Origin of the sequence: Burkholderia sp. Ed8 (assembly GCF_040761425.1) — a bacterium.
Lineage (GTDB): Bacteria > Pseudomonadota > Gammaproteobacteria > Burkholderiales > Burkholderiaceae > Burkholderia > Burkholderia seminalis.
Genome location: NZ_CP142886.1, coordinates 1,572,421 through 1,588,588, shown reverse-complemented (window position 1 = coordinate 1,588,588; position 16,168 = coordinate 1,572,421). Strand labels below are relative to the sequence as shown.

Annotated in this window: 21 protein-coding genes and 1 tRNA gene; 4 read left to right on the top strand and 18 right to left on the bottom strand. The window is 64.9% G+C overall.

Going from position 1 to position 16,168, the window contains the following annotated elements:
- The first annotated feature begins 270 nt into the window (after window positions 1-270).
- The gene (locus VXM69_RS21335) at window positions 271-1,071 is read left to right on the top strand and encodes a transporter substrate-binding domain-containing protein (protein WP_034189797.1); all 801 of its coding nucleotides are present in this window, start codon (window positions 271-273) and stop codon (window positions 1,069-1,071) included.
- A 59-nt stretch (window positions 1,072-1,130) separates the two neighbouring features.
- Here VXM69_RS21335 and VXM69_RS21330 read toward each other — a convergent pair whose 3' ends face one another.
- Together VXM69_RS21330 and VXM69_RS21325 are read right to left on the bottom strand one after the other, a co-directional pair.
- Window positions 1,131-1,334: a hypothetical protein gene (locus tag VXM69_RS21330; protein WP_034189859.1), complete on the bottom strand. Its 204-nt coding sequence runs from the start codon at window positions 1,332-1,334 to the stop codon at window positions 1,131-1,133.
- A gap of 317 nt (window positions 1,335-1,651) precedes the next feature.
- On the bottom strand, window positions 1,652-2,383 hold the full coding sequence (locus VXM69_RS21325) for a DUF6622 family protein (protein WP_319001973.1): 732 nt from the start codon (window positions 2,381-2,383) through the stop codon (window positions 1,652-1,654).
- A gap of 142 nt (window positions 2,384-2,525) precedes the next feature.
- Here VXM69_RS21325 and VXM69_RS21320 point away from each other — a divergent pair, with 142 nt between their 5' ends.
- Both VXM69_RS21320 and VXM69_RS21315 read left to right on the top strand, forming a co-directional pair.
- The gene (locus VXM69_RS21320) at window positions 2,526-3,608 is read left to right on the top strand and encodes a sensor histidine kinase (protein WP_367190137.1); all 1,083 of its coding nucleotides are present in this window, start codon (window positions 2,526-2,528) and stop codon (window positions 3,606-3,608) included.
- A gap of 1 nt (window position 3,609) precedes the next feature.
- Window positions 3,610-4,344, top strand: a complete 735-nt coding sequence (locus tag VXM69_RS21315; protein ID WP_049032314.1) for a LytTR family DNA-binding domain-containing protein — start codon at window positions 3,610-3,612, stop codon at window positions 4,342-4,344.
- Between the two features lie 130 nt (window positions 4,345-4,474).
- On the opposite strand, the gene VXM69_RS21310 is transcribed toward VXM69_RS21315, so the two are convergent.
- The 7 genes from VXM69_RS21310 to VXM69_RS21280 form a co-directional block, all read right to left on the bottom strand.
- Window positions 4,475-4,550, bottom strand: a tRNA-Thr gene (locus VXM69_RS21310).
- Window positions 4,551-4,569: 19 nt separating this feature from the next.
- A complete protein-coding gene (locus VXM69_RS21305; RefSeq protein WP_034189803.1) occupies window positions 4,570-5,091 on the bottom strand; it encodes a ClpXP protease specificity-enhancing factor in 522 nt (173 codons plus the stop codon).
- Window positions 5,092-5,162: 71 nt separating this feature from the next.
- Entirely contained in the window at window positions 5,163-5,774 is a 612-nt protein-coding gene (locus VXM69_RS21300) for a glutathione S-transferase N-terminal domain-containing protein (protein WP_006400565.1), read from the bottom strand.
- A 94-nt stretch (window positions 5,775-5,868) separates the two neighbouring features.
- Complete coding sequence (locus tag VXM69_RS21295) at window positions 5,869-6,627, bottom strand: cytochrome c1 (protein ID WP_367190136.1); 759 nt, start codon at window positions 6,625-6,627, stop codon at window positions 5,869-5,871.
- Window positions 6,628-6,648: 21 nt separating this feature from the next.
- The gene (locus VXM69_RS21290) at window positions 6,649-8,031 is read right to left on the bottom strand and encodes a cytochrome bc complex cytochrome b subunit (protein ID WP_034189805.1); all 1,383 of its coding nucleotides are present in this window, start codon (window positions 8,029-8,031) and stop codon (window positions 6,649-6,651) included.
- On the bottom strand, window positions 8,031-8,651 hold the full coding sequence (gene petA, locus VXM69_RS21285; RefSeq protein ID WP_006477110.1) for a ubiquinol-cytochrome c reductase iron-sulfur subunit: 621 nt from the start codon (window positions 8,649-8,651) through the stop codon (window positions 8,031-8,033). Before petA ends, VXM69_RS21290 begins: the two co-directional genes overlap by 1 nt.
- A gap of 218 nt (window positions 8,652-8,869) precedes the next feature.
- A complete protein-coding gene (locus VXM69_RS21280; RefSeq protein WP_049032317.1) occupies window positions 8,870-9,616 on the bottom strand; it encodes a Nif3-like dinuclear metal center hexameric protein in 747 nt (248 codons plus the stop codon).
- A gap of 21 nt (window positions 9,617-9,637) precedes the next feature.
- Between VXM69_RS21280 and VXM69_RS21275 the strand changes: the two genes are divergently transcribed.
- Window positions 9,638-10,843: a Do family serine endopeptidase gene (locus VXM69_RS21275; RefSeq protein WP_034189807.1), complete on the top strand. Its 1,206-nt coding sequence runs from the start codon at window positions 9,638-9,640 to the stop codon at window positions 10,841-10,843.
- 210 nt (window positions 10,844-11,053) lie between these two features.
- On the opposite strand, the gene tatC is transcribed toward VXM69_RS21275, so the two are convergent.
- From tatC to hisA, 9 genes are all read right to left on the bottom strand, one after another.
- Window positions 11,054-11,842 carry a twin-arginine translocase subunit TatC gene (gene tatC / locus VXM69_RS21270; RefSeq protein WP_034189808.1) on the bottom strand — a complete coding sequence of 263 codons (789 nt, stop codon included), beginning with the start codon at window positions 11,840-11,842 and terminating at the stop codon, window positions 11,054-11,056.
- Window positions 11,843-11,883: 41 nt separating this feature from the next.
- Window positions 11,884-12,414 carry a Sec-independent protein translocase protein TatB gene (tatB, locus tag VXM69_RS21265; protein WP_034189809.1) on the bottom strand — a complete coding sequence of 177 codons (531 nt, stop codon included), beginning with the start codon at window positions 12,412-12,414 and terminating at the stop codon, window positions 11,884-11,886.
- Between the two features lie 26 nt (window positions 12,415-12,440).
- Complete coding sequence (gene tatA, locus VXM69_RS21260) at window positions 12,441-12,671, bottom strand: Sec-independent protein translocase subunit TatA (RefSeq protein ID WP_034183658.1); 231 nt, start codon at window positions 12,669-12,671, stop codon at window positions 12,441-12,443.
- A 93-nt stretch (window positions 12,672-12,764) separates the two neighbouring features.
- A complete protein-coding gene (locus tag VXM69_RS21255; RefSeq protein WP_034189810.1) occupies window positions 12,765-13,130 on the bottom strand; it encodes a histidine triad nucleotide-binding protein in 366 nt (121 codons plus the stop codon).
- Window positions 13,131-13,161: 31 nt separating this feature from the next.
- A complete protein-coding gene (locus VXM69_RS21250; protein ID WP_034189811.1) occupies window positions 13,162-13,554 on the bottom strand; it encodes a membrane protein in 393 nt (130 codons plus the stop codon).
- Window positions 13,555-13,625: 71 nt separating this feature from the next.
- Window positions 13,626-13,991 carry a phosphoribosyl-ATP diphosphatase gene (locus tag VXM69_RS21245; protein ID WP_034189812.1) on the bottom strand — a complete coding sequence of 122 codons (366 nt, stop codon included), beginning with the start codon at window positions 13,989-13,991 and terminating at the stop codon, window positions 13,626-13,628.
- Complete coding sequence (hisI, locus tag VXM69_RS21240; RefSeq protein WP_034189813.1) at window positions 13,988-14,404, bottom strand: phosphoribosyl-AMP cyclohydrolase; 417 nt, start codon at window positions 14,402-14,404, stop codon at window positions 13,988-13,990. The genes VXM69_RS21245 and hisI overlap by 4 nt, the downstream gene beginning before the upstream one ends.
- On the bottom strand, window positions 14,404-15,177 hold the full coding sequence (gene hisF, locus VXM69_RS21235; RefSeq protein ID WP_011350732.1) for an imidazole glycerol phosphate synthase subunit HisF: 774 nt from the start codon (window positions 15,175-15,177) through the stop codon (window positions 14,404-14,406). Before hisF ends, hisI begins: the two co-directional genes overlap by 1 nt.
- A gap of 104 nt (window positions 15,178-15,281) precedes the next feature.
- Window positions 15,282-16,037, bottom strand: a complete 756-nt coding sequence (hisA, locus tag VXM69_RS21230; protein WP_034189814.1) for a 1-(5-phosphoribosyl)-5-[(5-phosphoribosylamino)methylideneamino]imidazole-4-carboxamide isomerase — start codon at window positions 16,035-16,037, stop codon at window positions 15,282-15,284.
- Window positions 16,038-16,168 lie beyond the last annotated feature (131 nt).

Sequence of the window (16,168 nt, the reverse complement as noted above, 5' to 3'; positions counted from 1 at the left end):
CTCGCGCGATTTTACAGACAATTTACTGGCATCTTCGTAAACCGGCCGGATTTGAAGACACGGCATCCAATCGGTCCGCGCTTCGCCTGCGCTGCCGCCCGCCGAACCGTTCCGCCCTCGCCGCCAGGTGAAATCGATTGCAATCAGGGCCAATTCGACTTCCGGCGCGGCGCGGTTGCGAGTAGTGTCTACGTGCCCGTATTCCGGCCTCATCCGGGTCCAACCGATACCCGGCGCTCCCTACACGACACTGAACACTGGAGATCTGCGATGAAACGTTCGAAGTTCCTGCTGTCGGGCCTGCTGCTCGCGTCGGCCCTCGGCTTCACGGCCGTCGCCGCACACGCGGAAGACCTGCTCGATTCCGTGAAGAAAGCCGGCGTGCTGCGCGTCGGCCTCGAAGGCACGTACCCGCCGTTCAATTCGCGCGGCACGTCAGGCCAGCTCGAGGGTTTCGACGTCGACGTCGCGAACGCGGTCGCCGGCAAGCTCGGCGTGAAGACGCAGTTCGTCCCGACCGAATGGAGCGGCATCATCGCCGGCCTGCAGGCCGGCAAGTTCGACGTGATCGTCAACCAGGTCACGATCACGCCGCAACGCAAGGAAGCGCTCGACTTCAGCCAGCCATACACGTACTCGGCCGCGCAGCTGATCCAGCGCAAGGACGACACGCGCAACTTCAAGTCGCTCGACGACTTCAAGGGCAAGAAGCTGGGCGTGACGCTCGGCACCAACTACGACCAGATGGCGCGCACCGTGCCGGGTATCGAGGTGCAGACGTATCCGGGCGCGCCGGAGAAACTGCGTGACCTCGCCGCGGGCCGGATCGAGGCAACGCTCGACGATCGGCTGATGCTGCCGTACATGATCAAGACGTCCAACCTGCCGCTGCGCGCGGGTGCGGTGCTGAACGGCGGCAAGCAGGAAATGGCGATCCCGTTCCGCAAGGGCAATCCGAAGTTCGAGAAGGCGATCAACGACGCGCTCGATTCGCTGCACAAGGACGGCACGTTGAAGAAGATCTCGATGCACTGGTTCGGCAGCGATGTAACGGTGCCGGTCGCGCAATAAGCGGCCCGGCGTTTCAATGCGTCACGCCGTTCATTTCGATGAACGCGTGACGCCTCCCCTCAAGCCGCTTCGTCGAAGCGCGCCAGCAACATCTGGCCGATCGGCGTCAGCGCCGGACGCGCCGCCACGGCGCTCATGCGCGCCTGCGTATCGTCGACCAGACGCTTCTCGACCAGCACGGCAAAGGCCGGATTCGATTGATCGACGCTGTCCGGCGCACGCGCAATGCGCAACAGCATCGAGAATTCGTGCGGACTCAGCATGGTGCTTGTCTCCTGACCGGCCGCGATCCGGTTCGAACCGGCGTCGATCGTGTTTTCGAATGGAAGGGTGCGATGCGCGACCGCCAGGCTGCCGGAGCGAGATCCCGGTTGCCCGGCCTGCGAGGCGGGCACGTCGCCGCGGGGCGGGTTGCGCACGGCTCCGTCGGGCGAGGTCGCGGCGATGAAAACGTGCAACCTTATGGGCGTATCGTGACGCGGCCGTGACAGCAAAGCGGGAGCGAAACAGTCCGCATTACGCGCCGCCGGCGTTTCGATGCGGATCCAGTTGACGACGAACTGCATCAAGCTCGCGCCCGTCATCGCGAATCGACTGAATACGGGTAGCCGCCGCGCTCCGATCCGCTCGCATGGCGCATGCAGCGCACGACCACGTTCAGCGCACGCCCAAGCGTCATTCCGACGAGCACGCCCCAGACGGCGAACGACAGCATCTCGAAGCCGCTCGTCGCCGCCCATGGCGCCCGCACGGCCACTGCATAATGCATGCAGGTTTCCGCGACGAAGGTCACCATCAGCGTGACGAGCAGGCTTGCGTCGCCGGGTAGGCGCACGTGCAGGCCCGACGGCATCGAGCGGTATTCGAGGCGCCACCGGCTCGCGTGCAGCCAGCCCAGCGACGCGCCGCCCAGCACGGCCGCCAGCGCAATCGCGTTCGCATCGACACCGGCGTGCGGAAACAGGCCGTTCAGGCTGACGATGCCGAGCATCCCGAATACGACGGGAGAAATCAGCGGTCGCATCGCCGGCACCTCGCGCGGGAAACAGCGCTTGATGCCGATGTAAAGCAGCACGCAGAACATCACGTACACGTAAGGCTTCAGATGAAGGAGCGCGGACATGGTCGAAGTCGCCTGATCGGAATGGACACGCCTACACCGTACCGCGCAGCCCCTGCGCGCGGCGCGGCTTGCGACGGGCGGCCGGAATCCGCGGACGAGTTGCGCGTCGTGGCGATGGTCGTCCGGTGAGGCCCGCTCGACGCGGAGCCGGCGCCATCCGCTATCCCTCCGGGCGACGCTCCGCGACACTCGTGGCGATAGCCGGCCAGCCGTCGGCCGCCGACGCACGTCGTCGAAGCCGCGCGCCGTTCGTCGCAACTTTCACGCAGTCGGCCCGCGTGACGCTAAAGTCACGGCATACGCGCATCGCGCACCACGCTCCCCCGACACCATGCGAGCCACGTCCGATCCTTCACCGATACCACCGCCTGCCGGCGCCGCACCGCGGCGGCTGCGCGATCCGGCCGCGCTGCTCGCGTTCACGTGCTTCAATTCGGTCGTCGGCGTGGGATTCTGGGTCGTCCATGTCGGCGAACCGCTGCTGCCCTACCTCGTCGTCGCCAACACGATCGGTTTCTGCGCGCTGTTGCTCAGCCGCGCCGCGAATCGGCTGCTGCCGCGCAAGCCGGGGCTCGTGCTGAAGGCCATCGTGATCGCACCGGTCAGCGTGTTCGCCGGGTTCGAGATCGCCGCGACCATCATTCGCGGGAACGTGCCGCACGTATTCGGGCACACCAGCATCGGAGCGTGGGACAACTACGGGCCGTCGTTCCTGGTGTCGGCCGTGCTGTTCGTGTGCGTGTCGCTGTTCCTTCAGTCGCTTCGCATGCGCGCGACGCTCGAAACCGAGCGACGCGAAGCCGCCGAAGCGCGCCAGGCCGAGACAGCCGCACGCCTCGCGCTGCTGCAGGCGCAGATCGAGCCGCACTTCCTGTTCAATACGCTCGCGAACGTGCAGAGCCTGATCGAACGCGACCCGTCCCGCGCATCGACGATGCTGGACCACCTGAACCGCTACCTGCGTGCGAGCCTGCGCCGCACGCGCGATGCGACGTCGACGCTCGGCGACGAACTCGATCTCGTCGACGCGTTGCTGAAGATCGCCTCGATCCGGCTCGGCGAGCGGCTGTCATATGCGATCGAAGTTCCGGAGGAATTGCACGCGCTGCCGTTCTCGCCGCTGCTGCTGCAACCGCTCGTCGAGAATGCGCTGCTGCACGGGATCGAGCCGTCGATCGACGGCGGCGGGATTGTCGTTCGTGGCCGGACGCGGGGCGACAAGCTCGAACTGAACGTGATCGACACGGGCGTCGGCCTCGGCAAGGGCGGCTCTGGCCTGCACGGCGGTGTCGGGCTCGCCAACGTCGCTGCACGTATCCGGACGCTGCATGGCGAGCGCGGCAGCGTCACCGTCGAAACGAACGCGCGTGCCGCACATGGCGTCACCGCCACCCTGCTGACTCCGATCGACTGACATGCCGACCGCCCTCATCGCCGACGACGAACCGAACCTGTCCGCTTCGCTCGCGCAACGACTGCGGCAGCTCTGGCCTGAACTGGAGATCGTTGCGATGCCGCGCAACGGTGTCGAAACACTGGCCGCACTGAATGCGTCGCCGCGCCCGGACATCGCGTTCCTCGACATCCGGATGCCCGGCATCGACGGATTGAAGCTGGCTGCGCTGGTGCCGGACGTACATGTCGTGTTCGTCACGGCTTACGACGAATATGCAGTCGACGCGTTCGATCGCTCAGCGGTCGACTACTTGCTGAAGCCGGTGACGGACGAGCGGCTGCTGCGCTGTATCGCGAAGCTTCAGCGCGGCGAGCCGGCTGTCGGGCATCCCGAAGCGTTGGCTCAAGCGGCGCAATCGCGGGATGCCGCGCCGATCCGCTGGCTGACCGTGGGCGTGAAGGATGCGACGCGGCTCGTTTCGATCGACGATGTGCTGTATTTCCAGGCGTCGGAAAAATACACGGAAATCGTCACGGCCAGCGAACGGCTCGTGATCCGCACGCCGTTGAAGGACCTGATGCAGCGGCTCGATCCGGCGCGGTTCGCGCAGGTGCATCGCGGTGTGATCGTCGCGTACGCGGCGATCGATCGTATCGAGCGCGATCTGCTGGGGCGGTTGCGGATTCGCGTGCACGGGCAGCGGGAGATGCTGCCCGTCAGTCGTGCGTATGCGGGGTTGTTCAGGCAGATGTGAGCGGCAGGTTGATGCGAAAGGACAGCCCCCTTGTCGCGGCACCGCGCACGCGACACCTCGCCGACCAGAAAGACGGCCGCAGAAAAGACAAAGGGCCGGGAGAATCAATCTCCCGACCCTTCGTTCAATATGGTGCCGGCTGCAGGACTCGAACCCGCCACCTGATGATTACAAATCAACTGCTCTACCAGATGAGCTAAGCCGGCGTAAGCGCGAGATTCTACCTCATTTCACGATCTTGAGGCGAGGTCTGCTGCCGCCTTTCGTGCCGTCGCCGTCGGTTTTCGGCGGTTCGTCGGCGCCTTCGGACGGCTCCTCGTTCGCGCCGCTGTCGGCGACCGGCGTCAACGTCGACGCAGGCTCGTCACGCTGCCCGTCTTCCGCTTGCGCGGCGTCATCGTCGAACGTACCCGAATCCGCGCCCTCGCCCGCAACCGCATCGACCTGGAACGCCATGCCCTGCCCGTTCTCGCGCGCATAGATCGCGAGCACGTTGGCCACCGGAATCTCGATCTTGTGCGCCTTCCCGGAGAACCGGGCCGTGAACTCGATCCACTCGTTGCCCATCTGCAACTGGCTCGTCGCCTCGAAGCTGATGTTGAGCACGATCTCGCCGTCACGCACGAACTGACGCGGCACGCGCGTCGAGTTGTCGACCCTCACCGCGATATGCGGCGTGTAACCGTTATCGGTGCACCACTCGTACAACGCGCGCAGCAGATAAGGCTTCGTTGAAATCTCTTGCATCACGATCCTCGAACCCGGAGCAGGCACGCGGCACGCCGCGCCGCCCGCTCCGTCATTCCTTCATTGCAACATCAACGACGCATGACCTTTTCGGACGGCGTCAGTGCCTCGATGTAGGCCGGACGGCTGAAGATCCGTTCGGCGTACTTCATCAGCGGCGCGGCGTTCTTCGACAGCTCGATGCCGTAGTGATCCAGGCGCCACAGCAGCGGAGCGATCGCGACGTCGAGCATCGAGAACTCTTCGCCGAGCATGTACTTGTTCTTCACGAAGATCGGCGCGAGCTGCGTCAGGCGATCGCGGATCGCGAGGCGTGCCTTCTCGTGGTTCTTCTCCGCCGCCTTGCCCTTCTCGTTCTCGAGCGTGCTGACGTGGACGAACAGTTCCTTCTCGAAGTTGAGCAGGAACAGGCGCGCACGGGCGCGCTGCACCGGGTCGGCCGGCATCAGCTGCGGATGCGGGAAGCGCTCGTCGATGTACTCGTTGATGATGTTCGATTCGTACAGGATCAGGTCGCGCTCGACCAGGATCGGCACCTGACCGTACGGGTTCATCACCGAAATGTCTTCCGGCTTGTTGAACAGGTCGACGTCGCGGATTTCGAAGTCCATGCCCTTCTCGAACAGCACCAGCCGGCAACGCTGGGAGAACGGGCAAGTTGTGCCGGAATACAGAACCATCATATTTGCGTTTCCTCAAAAAAGCCGAGGGCCGGCACGCGGCGCAACCCCTTTCACGGGTTCCGCCTTGCGCCGGCCCCACGCCGGTCAGGCGTGTTTACTTGATATCTTTCCAGTACGCGGCATTGAGCCGCCAGGCCAGGAAAGTCAGGACACCGAGAAAGATCAGCACCCACACGCCGAGGCGTTTGCGGGTCTGCTGGGCCGGCTCGGACATCCATGTCATATAGGCCACCAGGTCGGCCACCGCAGCATCATAGTCGGGCGACGACAGCGTGCCCGGTGTGACCTGCTGGAAGCCGACGAGCGTGTGGACCTTCTCGCCCGTCTCCTCGTACGTCTTGTCTTCGAATTTGGCAATGCGCTGCCCCTGCAGCTGCCACAACACATGGGGCATGCCGACGTTCTCGAACACCGCGTTGTTCCAGCCGGTCGGCCGCGTATCGTCGCGGTAGAAACTCCGCAGAGACGTATACAGCCAGTCGCGGCCGCGCGCGCGCTCCTCGACCGACAGGTCGGGCGGCGTGGTGCCGAGCCAGTTCTTCGCGTCTTCGGGCCGCATCGCGACGGACATCGTGTTGCCGACCTTGTCGGTCGTGAACAGGAGATTCTTTTCGATCTCCTTCTGGGATATGCCCAGATCCGTCAGACGGTTGTAGCGCATCAGGTTCGCGCTGTGGCAGTTCAGGCAATAGTTTACAAACAATTGCGCGCCGTGCTGAAGCGAAACGAGATTTTCCGTGTTATCGGGCGCCCGGTCGAGCGGAAAATTACCTTCCGCCCGCACGGCCGGCGCCGCCAGCAGCGCGCACGCGGTCGCCCCGATCAGCGCGAGTGTCGAAAGCAGTTTCTTCATGTCGTTCTCTCCTCGCTCACGTTAATGGGGCTTGAAGCGCACCCGCTCCGGCGGCTGCTTGAACGTGCCAAGCGGCGTCCAGACGGGCATGCCGAGGAAGAACGCGAAGTAGATCAGCGCGCAGGCCTGCGCGATCAGCGTCGCAGCCGGCGATGGCGGCCGCGTGCCGAGGAACGCGAGGGTCAGGAACGCCGCGACGAAGATCCCGAGGAACACCTTGTGGAACAGCGGCCGGTAGCGGATCGACTTCACCGGGCTGCGATCCAGCCACGGCAGGAAGAACAACGTGATCACCGCCGAGCCCATCACGACGACGCCCCAGAACTTCGACTCCGTCAGGTACATGAACACGACGATCGCCGCGGCCAGCACTGGCAGGCCGGCCTTCCACTTGCCGCGCGCGCGGATCAGCGCGAGCACGCCGAGCAGCGCGATCACGATCATCAGCACGATCTTGAACGGGTCGGTGGTCGCGCGCAGCATCGCGTAGAACGCGGTGAAGTACCAGACCGGTGCGATCTCGGGCGGCGTCTGCAGCGGGTTCGCGGGGACGAAGTTGTTCGCCTCGAGGAAGTAGCCGCCCATCTCCGGCGAGAAGAACACGATCAGCGCGAAGATCATCAGGAACACGCACACGCCGAGGAAATCGTGCACCGAGTAGTACGGATGGAACGGGATGCCGTCGAGCGGGATGCCGTTCTCGTCCTTCTTCGCCTTGATCTCGATGCCGTCCGGGTTATTCGACCCCACTTCGTGCAGTGCGACGAGGTGCGCGATCACGAGACCGACCAGCACGAGCGGAATCGCGATCACGTGGAACGCGAAGAAACGGTTCAGCGTGACGTCGGACACGACGTAGTCGCCGCGAATCCACAGCGACAGGTCCGGGCCGACGAACGGGATCGCCGAGAACAGGTTCACGATCACCTGTGCACCCCAGAACGACATCTGGCCCCACGGCAGCAGGTAGCCGAAGAACGCCTCGGCCATCAGGCACAGGAAGATCGCGCAGCCGAAGATCCACACGAGCTCGCGCGGCTTGCGGTACGACCCGTACAGCAGCCCGCGGAACATGTGCAGGTAGACGACCACGAAGAACATCGATGCACCGGTCGAGTGCATGTAGCGGATCAGCCAGCCCCACGGCACCTCGCGCATGATGTACTCGACCGACGCGAACGCGAGCATCGAGTCGGGCTTGTAGTTCATCGTCAGGAAGATGCCCGTGACGATCTGGTTGACGAGCACCAGCAGCGCGAGGGAGCCGAAGAAGTACCAGAAGTTGAAGTTCTTCGGCGCGTAGTACTCGGAAACGTGCTTCTTCCAGGTGGACGTGAGCGGGAAGCGCTGATCGATCCAGCCGGTGAGACCTGTCGTGGAGACTTCTTTGTTGTCGGCGGCCATCACGCTTCTCCTTTCTCGTCCTTGCCAATCACGAGGGTCGTCGCCGACGTGAACATGTAGGGCGGGATGTCGAGATTCTGAGGCGCCGGCTTGTTCTTGAACACACGGCCGGCGAGGTCGTAGGTCGAACCGTGGCACGGGCACAGGAAACCGCCCGGCCAGTCGTCCGGCAGGTTCGGCTGCGGACCCGGCGTGAAGCGTTGGCTAGGCGTGCAGCCGAGGTGCGTACACACGGCCATCACGACGAGAATGTTCTTGCGATCGGCCCGCGAGCGATATTCGTTGGCGCAATACGCGGGCAACGGCATCGAATACGGGGATTTCGTGGTCGGATCCGCGACTTCCTTGTCGGCCTTGACCACGTCGGCCAGCATCGAATCGGTGCGATTCAGGATCCAGACGGGCTTGCCGCGCCACGGCACGGTGACCATTTCGCCAGGCTTCAGGCCGCTGATATCAACCTCGACCGGGGCACCGGCCGCTTTCGCTTTCGCGGACGGCGCAAGCGACGCCGCGAAAGGTATGACGGTGGCTACGCCTCCCACGCCACCTGCTACGGATGTCGCAATCAGCCAGGTACGGCGGCCGCTGTCGACGCGTTTCTCTTCCTTGTCTCGCATCACACGCCCCACTTCTGAGTTGGATTTTCCGTCACGACTTTCCATTCCGCCGCTAGTTTGCTCGAATGGAGTCGCCATTTACAAGGCCCGGAGATGAAAATCCCTTCGAAGTGTTTGATAGTTAAGGGTTATCCCCCACTATCGGAGCGATTAAATCATTTCACTTTTAAGCATTCGCTACATTGCGAAATTTCGATGCACCGCCGCAAATTCGTCGCTCAGACCGGATTGTGAATATCGATAAAAAGGTGCTCGATATCGAATTCTTCGGACAAGTGGGCGCCCAGCGCCTGGATTCCGTAACGTTCGGTCGCGTGGTGCCCCGCCGCAACGAACGCGACGCCGCTCTCGGCAGCCGTGTGCGTCACGTATTCGGACACCTCGCCGGTCAGGTACACGTCCGCGCCGGCATCGATCGCCGCGTCGAAATAGCTTTGCGCGGCGCCGGTGCACCACGCGATACGGCGCAGCTGCATCTCCGGGTCACCGAGCACGAGCGGCGTGCGGCCGAGCGTGTTCTCGACCTTCGCGACGAAGTGCTCGAGCGTGACGGGCATCGGCAGCGTCGCCATCCAGCCGAGGTTGCCTTCGCCGAAACGCTGCTCGCCGATCAGCCCGAGCTTCGCGCCGAGCTGCGCGTTGTTGCCGAATTCGGGATGCGCGTCGAGCGGCAGGTGGAACGCGAACAGGTTCAGGTCGTTCGCGAGCAGCAGCTTCAGGCGCTGGTACTTGCGGCCCGTGATCTGCGGCGCCTCGTTGCGCCAGAAATAACCGTGATGGACGAGCACGGCATCCGCCCCCCATTCGAGCGCGGCCTCGAGGAACGCGACCGACGCCGTCACGCCGGTGGCGATCTTCTCGACCTTGCGGCGCCCCTCGACCTGGAGGCCGTTCGGGCAATAGTCCTTGAAGCGCGCGGTTTCGAGGGTATTGTTCAAGTACAATTCAAGTTCGATCCGATCCATATAAACCTCTAATCCATTCAGATGCTTAGACGCTTCTGGCTGTTCTTCGCGCAGGCGGTTACCGTGCTGCTCGCGCTGATGTTCATCGTCGTGACGCTCAAGCCGCAATGGCTGCAACGGCAAGGACAGCTCGGCAAGCAGCTCGCCACGCCGATCGTTGCGCTGCGGGAGGTCGCGCCCGGCATCGGCGGCGCGCCGGCGACCACGTCGTACGCGGAAGCCGCGCAGAAGGCGATGCCGGCCGTCGTCAACGTGTTCTCCAGCAAGGACGGCTCGCTGCCGCCCGACCCGCGCGCGAAAGATCCGCTGTTCCGCTACTTCTTCGGCGACCGCAACGCCCGCAAGCAGCAGGACGAACCGGCAGCCAACCTCGGCTCGGGCGTTATCGTGAGCCCGGAAGGTTACATTCTAACGAACCAGCACGTCGTGGACGGCGCCGACCAGATCGAAGTCGCGCTCGCCGACGGCCGCACGGCCACCGCGAAGGTGATCGGCAGCGATCCCGAGACCGATCTGGCCGTGCTGAAGATCAACGTGACGAACCTGCCGACGATCACGCTCGGCCGCTCCGACCAGTCGCGCGTCGGCGACGTCGTGCTCGCGATCGGCAACCCGTTCGGCGTCGGCCAGACGGTCACGATGGGGATCATCAGCGCGCTCGGCCGCAATCACCTCGGCATCAACACGTTCGAGAACTTCATCCAGACCGACGCACCGATCAACCCCGGCAACTCGGGCGGCGCGCTGGTCGACGTGAACGGCAACCTGCTCGGCATCAACACGGCGATCTACTCGCGTTCGGGCGGTTCGCTCGGCATCGGCTTCGCGATTCCGGTGTCGACCGCGCGCACGGTGCTCGAGAGCATCATCACGACGGGCTCGGTCACGCGCGGCTGGATCGGCGTCGAACCGCAGGACGTCACGCCGGAGATCGCCGAGTCGTTCGGGCTCCAGCAGAAATCGGGCGCGATCGTCGCCGGCGTGCTGCAGGGCGGCCCGGCCGACAAGGCCGGCATCAAGCCGGGCGATATCCTGGTCACGGTCAACGGCGAGGACATCACGGACACGACCAAGCTGCTGAACGTCGTCGCGCAGATCAAGCCCGGCACGCCGACCAAGGTGCACGTCGTGCGCAAGGGCAAGGAGTTCGACGTGAGCGTCGTGATCGGCAAGCGCCCGCCGCCGCCGAAGCAGACGCTCGACGAGCAGGACAGCGATACCGAATGAGGTTGGGCAGACGGGTCGCGCGACATCACGCGCCCGTTGTCGTCGGTGGAAATGAAAAAGGGCAGCCGGTTGGCTGCCCTTTTGCTTTGCTTCGACCGATCCGTATTGCCCGGGAAGGGGGCAATGCCACACGCTTGCCTGCTCGGCCACGGCATCGCCGCACCGTTCGAGCCGACCGGAAGAGCCGGCCCGCCGCCCGGTGCGCCGCCGTCAGCCCGCGGCTTCGCCGTTCCCCGCCTCGCCCTCTTCGGCCGGCTTCTTCGGCACGAAGAACCGCGCGGCCAGGATCCCGGCTTCATACAGCACGATCAGCGGCAGCGCGAGCATCAGTTGCGAGAACACGTCCGGCGGCGTGACGACCGCCGCGACGACGAACGCGCCGACGATCACGTACGGGCGGATTTCCTTCAGTTTCTTCACCGTCAGCACGCCCATCCGGACGAGCAGCACGACGACGATCGGCACCTCGAACGTGACCCCGAACGCGATGAACATCCCGAGCACGAAGCTCAGGTAGTTGTCGATGTCGGTCGTCATCTCGGCCCCGAGCGGCGCGTTGTAGTGCGCCATCACGCGGAAGATCGTCGGGAACACGAGGAAGTACGCGAATGCCATCCCGCACAGGAACAGCACGTAGCTGCTGCCGACGAGCGGCGTGACGAGCTTCTTCTCGTGCTGGTACAGCCCCGGCGCGACGAACGCCCAGATCTGGTACAGCACGACCGGCAGCGCGATCACGAGCGCGACGAGCATCGTGACCTTCATCGGCACGAAGAACGAGCCGGTGACGTCGGTGACGATCATCTTGCCGTCCTTCGGCAGATTCTCCATCAGCGGCCGCGCGAGCAGCCGGAAGATGTCGGGCGCCCAGTAGACGAGCCCGAGGAACACGACGATCACGGCCAGCCCCGCGCGAATGATGCGGTCGCGAAGCTCGACGAGATGGGAAATGAAGGTTTCTTCCGGGGCGTCGCCCGGGTTCTGCTGGGGGTCGCTCACACCGGCCCTCGGTAGGATTGACGAGCGAGCATGCGCTCGGCTCAGAAGAAGCGCGTCGGCCGGCGCAGGCTGGCCGGCTGGTGGCGCGCGACACGCGCGGCGCCCGACTGCACGTGCGTGCGGCGGGTGGTCGCGCGCTTGTACCAGACAGGCGTCGCCGCCTGCTTCACGCGCCAGTTGCGGCGCTTCGTCGCGAGCGCGGCCGGACTGCCGCGCCACGACGGCGCAGCAGGCGCGTCGGAACCGTAGGACCCGGCGGCACCCGACGCTTCGTCAAGACCGCCGACCGCGGAATGCCACGTGTCGTTGAGTTCCTTCTCGTGCTCGCGCAGGTTGTCGTGAATCGTCGTCTCGACATTGCGCGCGGCCGATTCGAAATCGGTCTTCATCGTCCGCAACGCGTCGAGTTCGATTTCGCGCGAGACCTCGGCCTTCACGTCGTTGATGTACCGCTGCGCACGACCGAACAGCGCGCCTGCCGTACGCGCGACGCGCGGCAGGCGCTCGGGGCCGAGCACCACGAGCGCGACGACGCCGATCAGCGCCATCTTCGAAAGACCGAGATCCAGCATCGCGAATGCCTGTCAGCGGGCCGGCGTTACGCCTTGTTCGAATCGGAACGCGTCGTTTCCTTCGCGTTGACGTCGACCGAGCCGGAGCGCGGCAGCTGCTGCGCGTCGGCCGGCGTTTCGCCTTCCTTCATGCCGTCCTTGAAACCCTTCACGGCGCTGCCGAGATCGTTGCCGATGTTGCGCAGCTTCTTCGTACCGAAAACCAGCGCGACGATCAGCAGCACGATCAGCCAGTGCCAAATGCTCAATCCACCCATGATGAAACCTCTCCTCAACCACGCCGCCGGGCGGCGCAAATCGCCGGCGACGCGCCGGCTTCGACTATCGATGCGGGGAAACGCCCCGCGCCGTCAACCCATCCGCTGCCAGGGGCGCGGACCGGCCAGGATATGCGCGTGCAGGTGGTAGACCTCCTGCCCGCCGCCCGGGCCCGTATTGATCACCGTGCGAAAACCGGTCTCGCCGCCCGTGTACGCGACGCCGAGCTGGTCGGCAAGGCGCGCGACGAGCAGCATCAGCCGGCCGAGCATCGGCGCATCGTCCGCGCTCGCCGCCGACAGCGTCGGCAGGTGCCGGCGCGGAATCACGAGCACGTGCGTCTCGGCCGCCGGGCGGATGTCGCGGAACGCGACGAATTCGTCGTCCTCGTGCACCTTCGTGCTCGGGATCTCGCCTGCCGCGATCTTGCAGAACAGGCAATTCGGATCGTGACTCATGTTGCTCCTGCGAAACGCCCGCGCGCGCCGGTCAGAACCACGCCTGCGGATCGAGCGTCTTGTTGTCGTTCAGGTACAGCCAACCCTTGATGATACGGTACAGCGTCCAAATCCACGTGACAAACATCACTGCGAATCCGACCACGACGAATGCCAGCGCGAACCCGATGACGTACGCGATCAGCGCGCGCCAGAACGTGCGGATCTGCCACTCGAAATGGTCGGCATACGGCGTGCCGGCCACGTCCCCGCGCTTCACGTAGTTGATGATGATCGCGATGATGCCCGTGACGCCGCCCGTCAGCCAGTGAAATGCATAAAGACCGTAGAGCACGTGAGTCAGCGTGCGCAGCCCGTTCAGGCGCTCGGCATCCGCCGCCCCCGGCACCGCGGGCGTCGGAAACTGGTTCGACGTATCGTTCATGATGCTACCCCCGTAAGATGACAATTCTTACAGCTTACCGCACTGCTGCCACCGCGGCGGGACGATGCGCATCAGCCGCCGTTTTCCTCGCGCTCGCGGCGCTTGCGCAGCGCCTTTTCCTCGATGCCCGACAGCCCCTCGCGGCGCTCGAGTTCGGCGATCACGTCGGCCGGGCTCAGCTCGAAGTGCGACAGCATCACGAGGCAGTGGAACCACAGGTCGGCCACCTCGCCGACGAGCGCGCTCGGCGCGCCGCCCTGGCGCACGTCCTTCGCGGCCAGCACGACTTCCGTCGCCTCTTCGCCGATCTTCTTCAGCACTGCGTCGTCGCCCTTGTGGAACAGGCGCGATACGTACGATTGATCGGGGTCGCCGCCCTTGCGGCTATCGATCACGGCCGCGAGGCGCAGCAGCGTGTCTTCGGTCGATTGCGTCATTTGTAGATGTGTTCGGGATCTTTCAGCACCGGTTCGACCGCGACCCAGTCGCCGTGGTCGACGGTGCCCTCGAATTTCTGGAAAAAGCACGAATGCCGGCCGGTGTGGCACGCGATGCCCGATACCTGCTCGACCTTCAGCAGCACGACGTCCTCGTCGCAGTCGAGCCGCACCTCGTGCACGTGCTGCACGTGGCCCGACTCCTCGCCCTTGAACCACAACCGCTTGCGCGAGCGCGAATAGTAGACCGCGCGCTGCGTCTCGATCGTCTTCGCCAGTGCCTCGCGGTTCATCCACGCGAACATCAGCACGTCGTTCGTCGCTGCTTCCTGCGCGATCACCGGCACGAGGCCGTTGTCGTCCCAGCGGACCTTGTCGAGCCACGCGGGCAGGGATTTCGTTTCCGTATTCATTACAGCCTCACCGGGATGCCCTGGTCGGCCATGAAGCGCTTCGCCTCGCCGACCGTGTGCTCGCCGTAGTGGAAGATGCTCGCGGCCAGCACCGCGTCGGCGCGGCCGTCCTTGATGCCGTCTGCCAGATGCTGCAGCGAACCGACGCCGCCCGATGCGATCACCGGCACCGGCACCGCGTCCGACACGCCGCGCGTGAGCGCGAGGTCGAAGCCCGACTTGGTGCCGTCGCGGTCCATGCTCGTGAGCAGGATCTCGCCCGCGCCGAGCTCGGCCATCTTGCGCGCCCATTCGATCGCGTCGAGACCCGTGTTCTTGCGGCCGCCGTGCGTGAAGACTTCCCAGCGCGGCGTCTCGCCGTCGGCCGACACGCGCTTCGCGTCGATCGCGACGACGATGCACTGCGAGCCGTACTTGTCGGCCGCATCGCGCACGAGCTGCGGGTTCGCGACCGCCGACGAATTCATGCTGACCTTGTCCGCGCCCGCGTTCAGCAGACGCCGCACGTCCTCGACCGCGCGCACGCCGCCGCCGACGGTCAGCGGAATGAAGACCTGCGACGCGACGGCTTCGATGATCGGCAGGATCAGGTCGCGCTGGTCGGACGTCGCGGTGATGTCGAGGAACGTCAGTTCGTCGGCGCCCTGGTCGTCGTAGCGGCGGGCGATTTCGACGGGATCGCCGGCATCGCGCAGCTCGACGAAGTTGACGCCCTTGACGACACGCCCGGCAGTCACGTCCAGGCAGGGGATGATGCGTTTAGCTAGAGCCATGATGTTGCGCCAAATGCCGCGCTGGGACGGCCGGTTGCGGAAGCCTCGCACGAGACTTCCGGTCGGGGCCGCCTGCGGGCGGCCCCGGCGAACGGGAAACCGCGTTACGCGTTGTCGAGTTCGCCGTTCAGTTCGTCCGCGCGCCTTTGCGCGGCCGCGAAATCGAGATCGCCGGAGTAGATCGCGCGGCCGCAGATCACGCCTTCGACGCCGTGCTCTTCCACTTCGCACAGGTTCTCGATGTCCGTGAGGTTCGACAGGCCGCCGCTGGCGATCACCGGAATGCCGACCGCCTGCGCGAGCTTCACGGTCGCCTCGATGTTGATGCCCTGCAGCATTCCGTCGCGCCCGATGTCGGTATAGACGATCGATTCGACGCCGTAGTCCTCGAACTTCTTCGCGAGATCGACCACTTCGTGGCCGGTCAGCTTGCTCCAGCCGTCGGTCGCGACCTTGCCGTCCTTCGCGTCGAGCCCGACGATGATGCTGCCGGAGAACGCGGTGCACGCGTCCTGCAGGAAGCCCGGGTTCTTCACGGCCGCCGTGCCGATGATCACGTAGGACAGGCCCGCGTCGAGATACTTCTCGATCGTCTCGAGGCTGCGGATGCCGCCACCAAGCTGGACGGGGATTTCATCGCCGACTTCGTCGAGGATCGCTTCGATCGCCTCGAGATTCTTCGGCTTGCCGGCGAATGCGCCGTTCAGGTCGACCAGATGGAGCCGCCGGGCGCCGAGATCGACCCACTTGCGGGCCATCGCCGCCGGGTCCTCGGAAAAAATCGTGGCCTGGTCCATGTCGCCCTGTTTGAGGCGCACACACTGACCGTCTTTTAGATCGATGGCCGGAATCAGCAACATAGCAATCGGGTGTCGTCGTGGAAGAAGAAAAGAATCCGGCGCGTACCGGCCAATCCGGTACCGCGCCGTCTCGCTAGTTTAGTACAACTCTTTCGGCGCCTAGGCGCGCGAGCCCCGCAAGACGGGCCTCC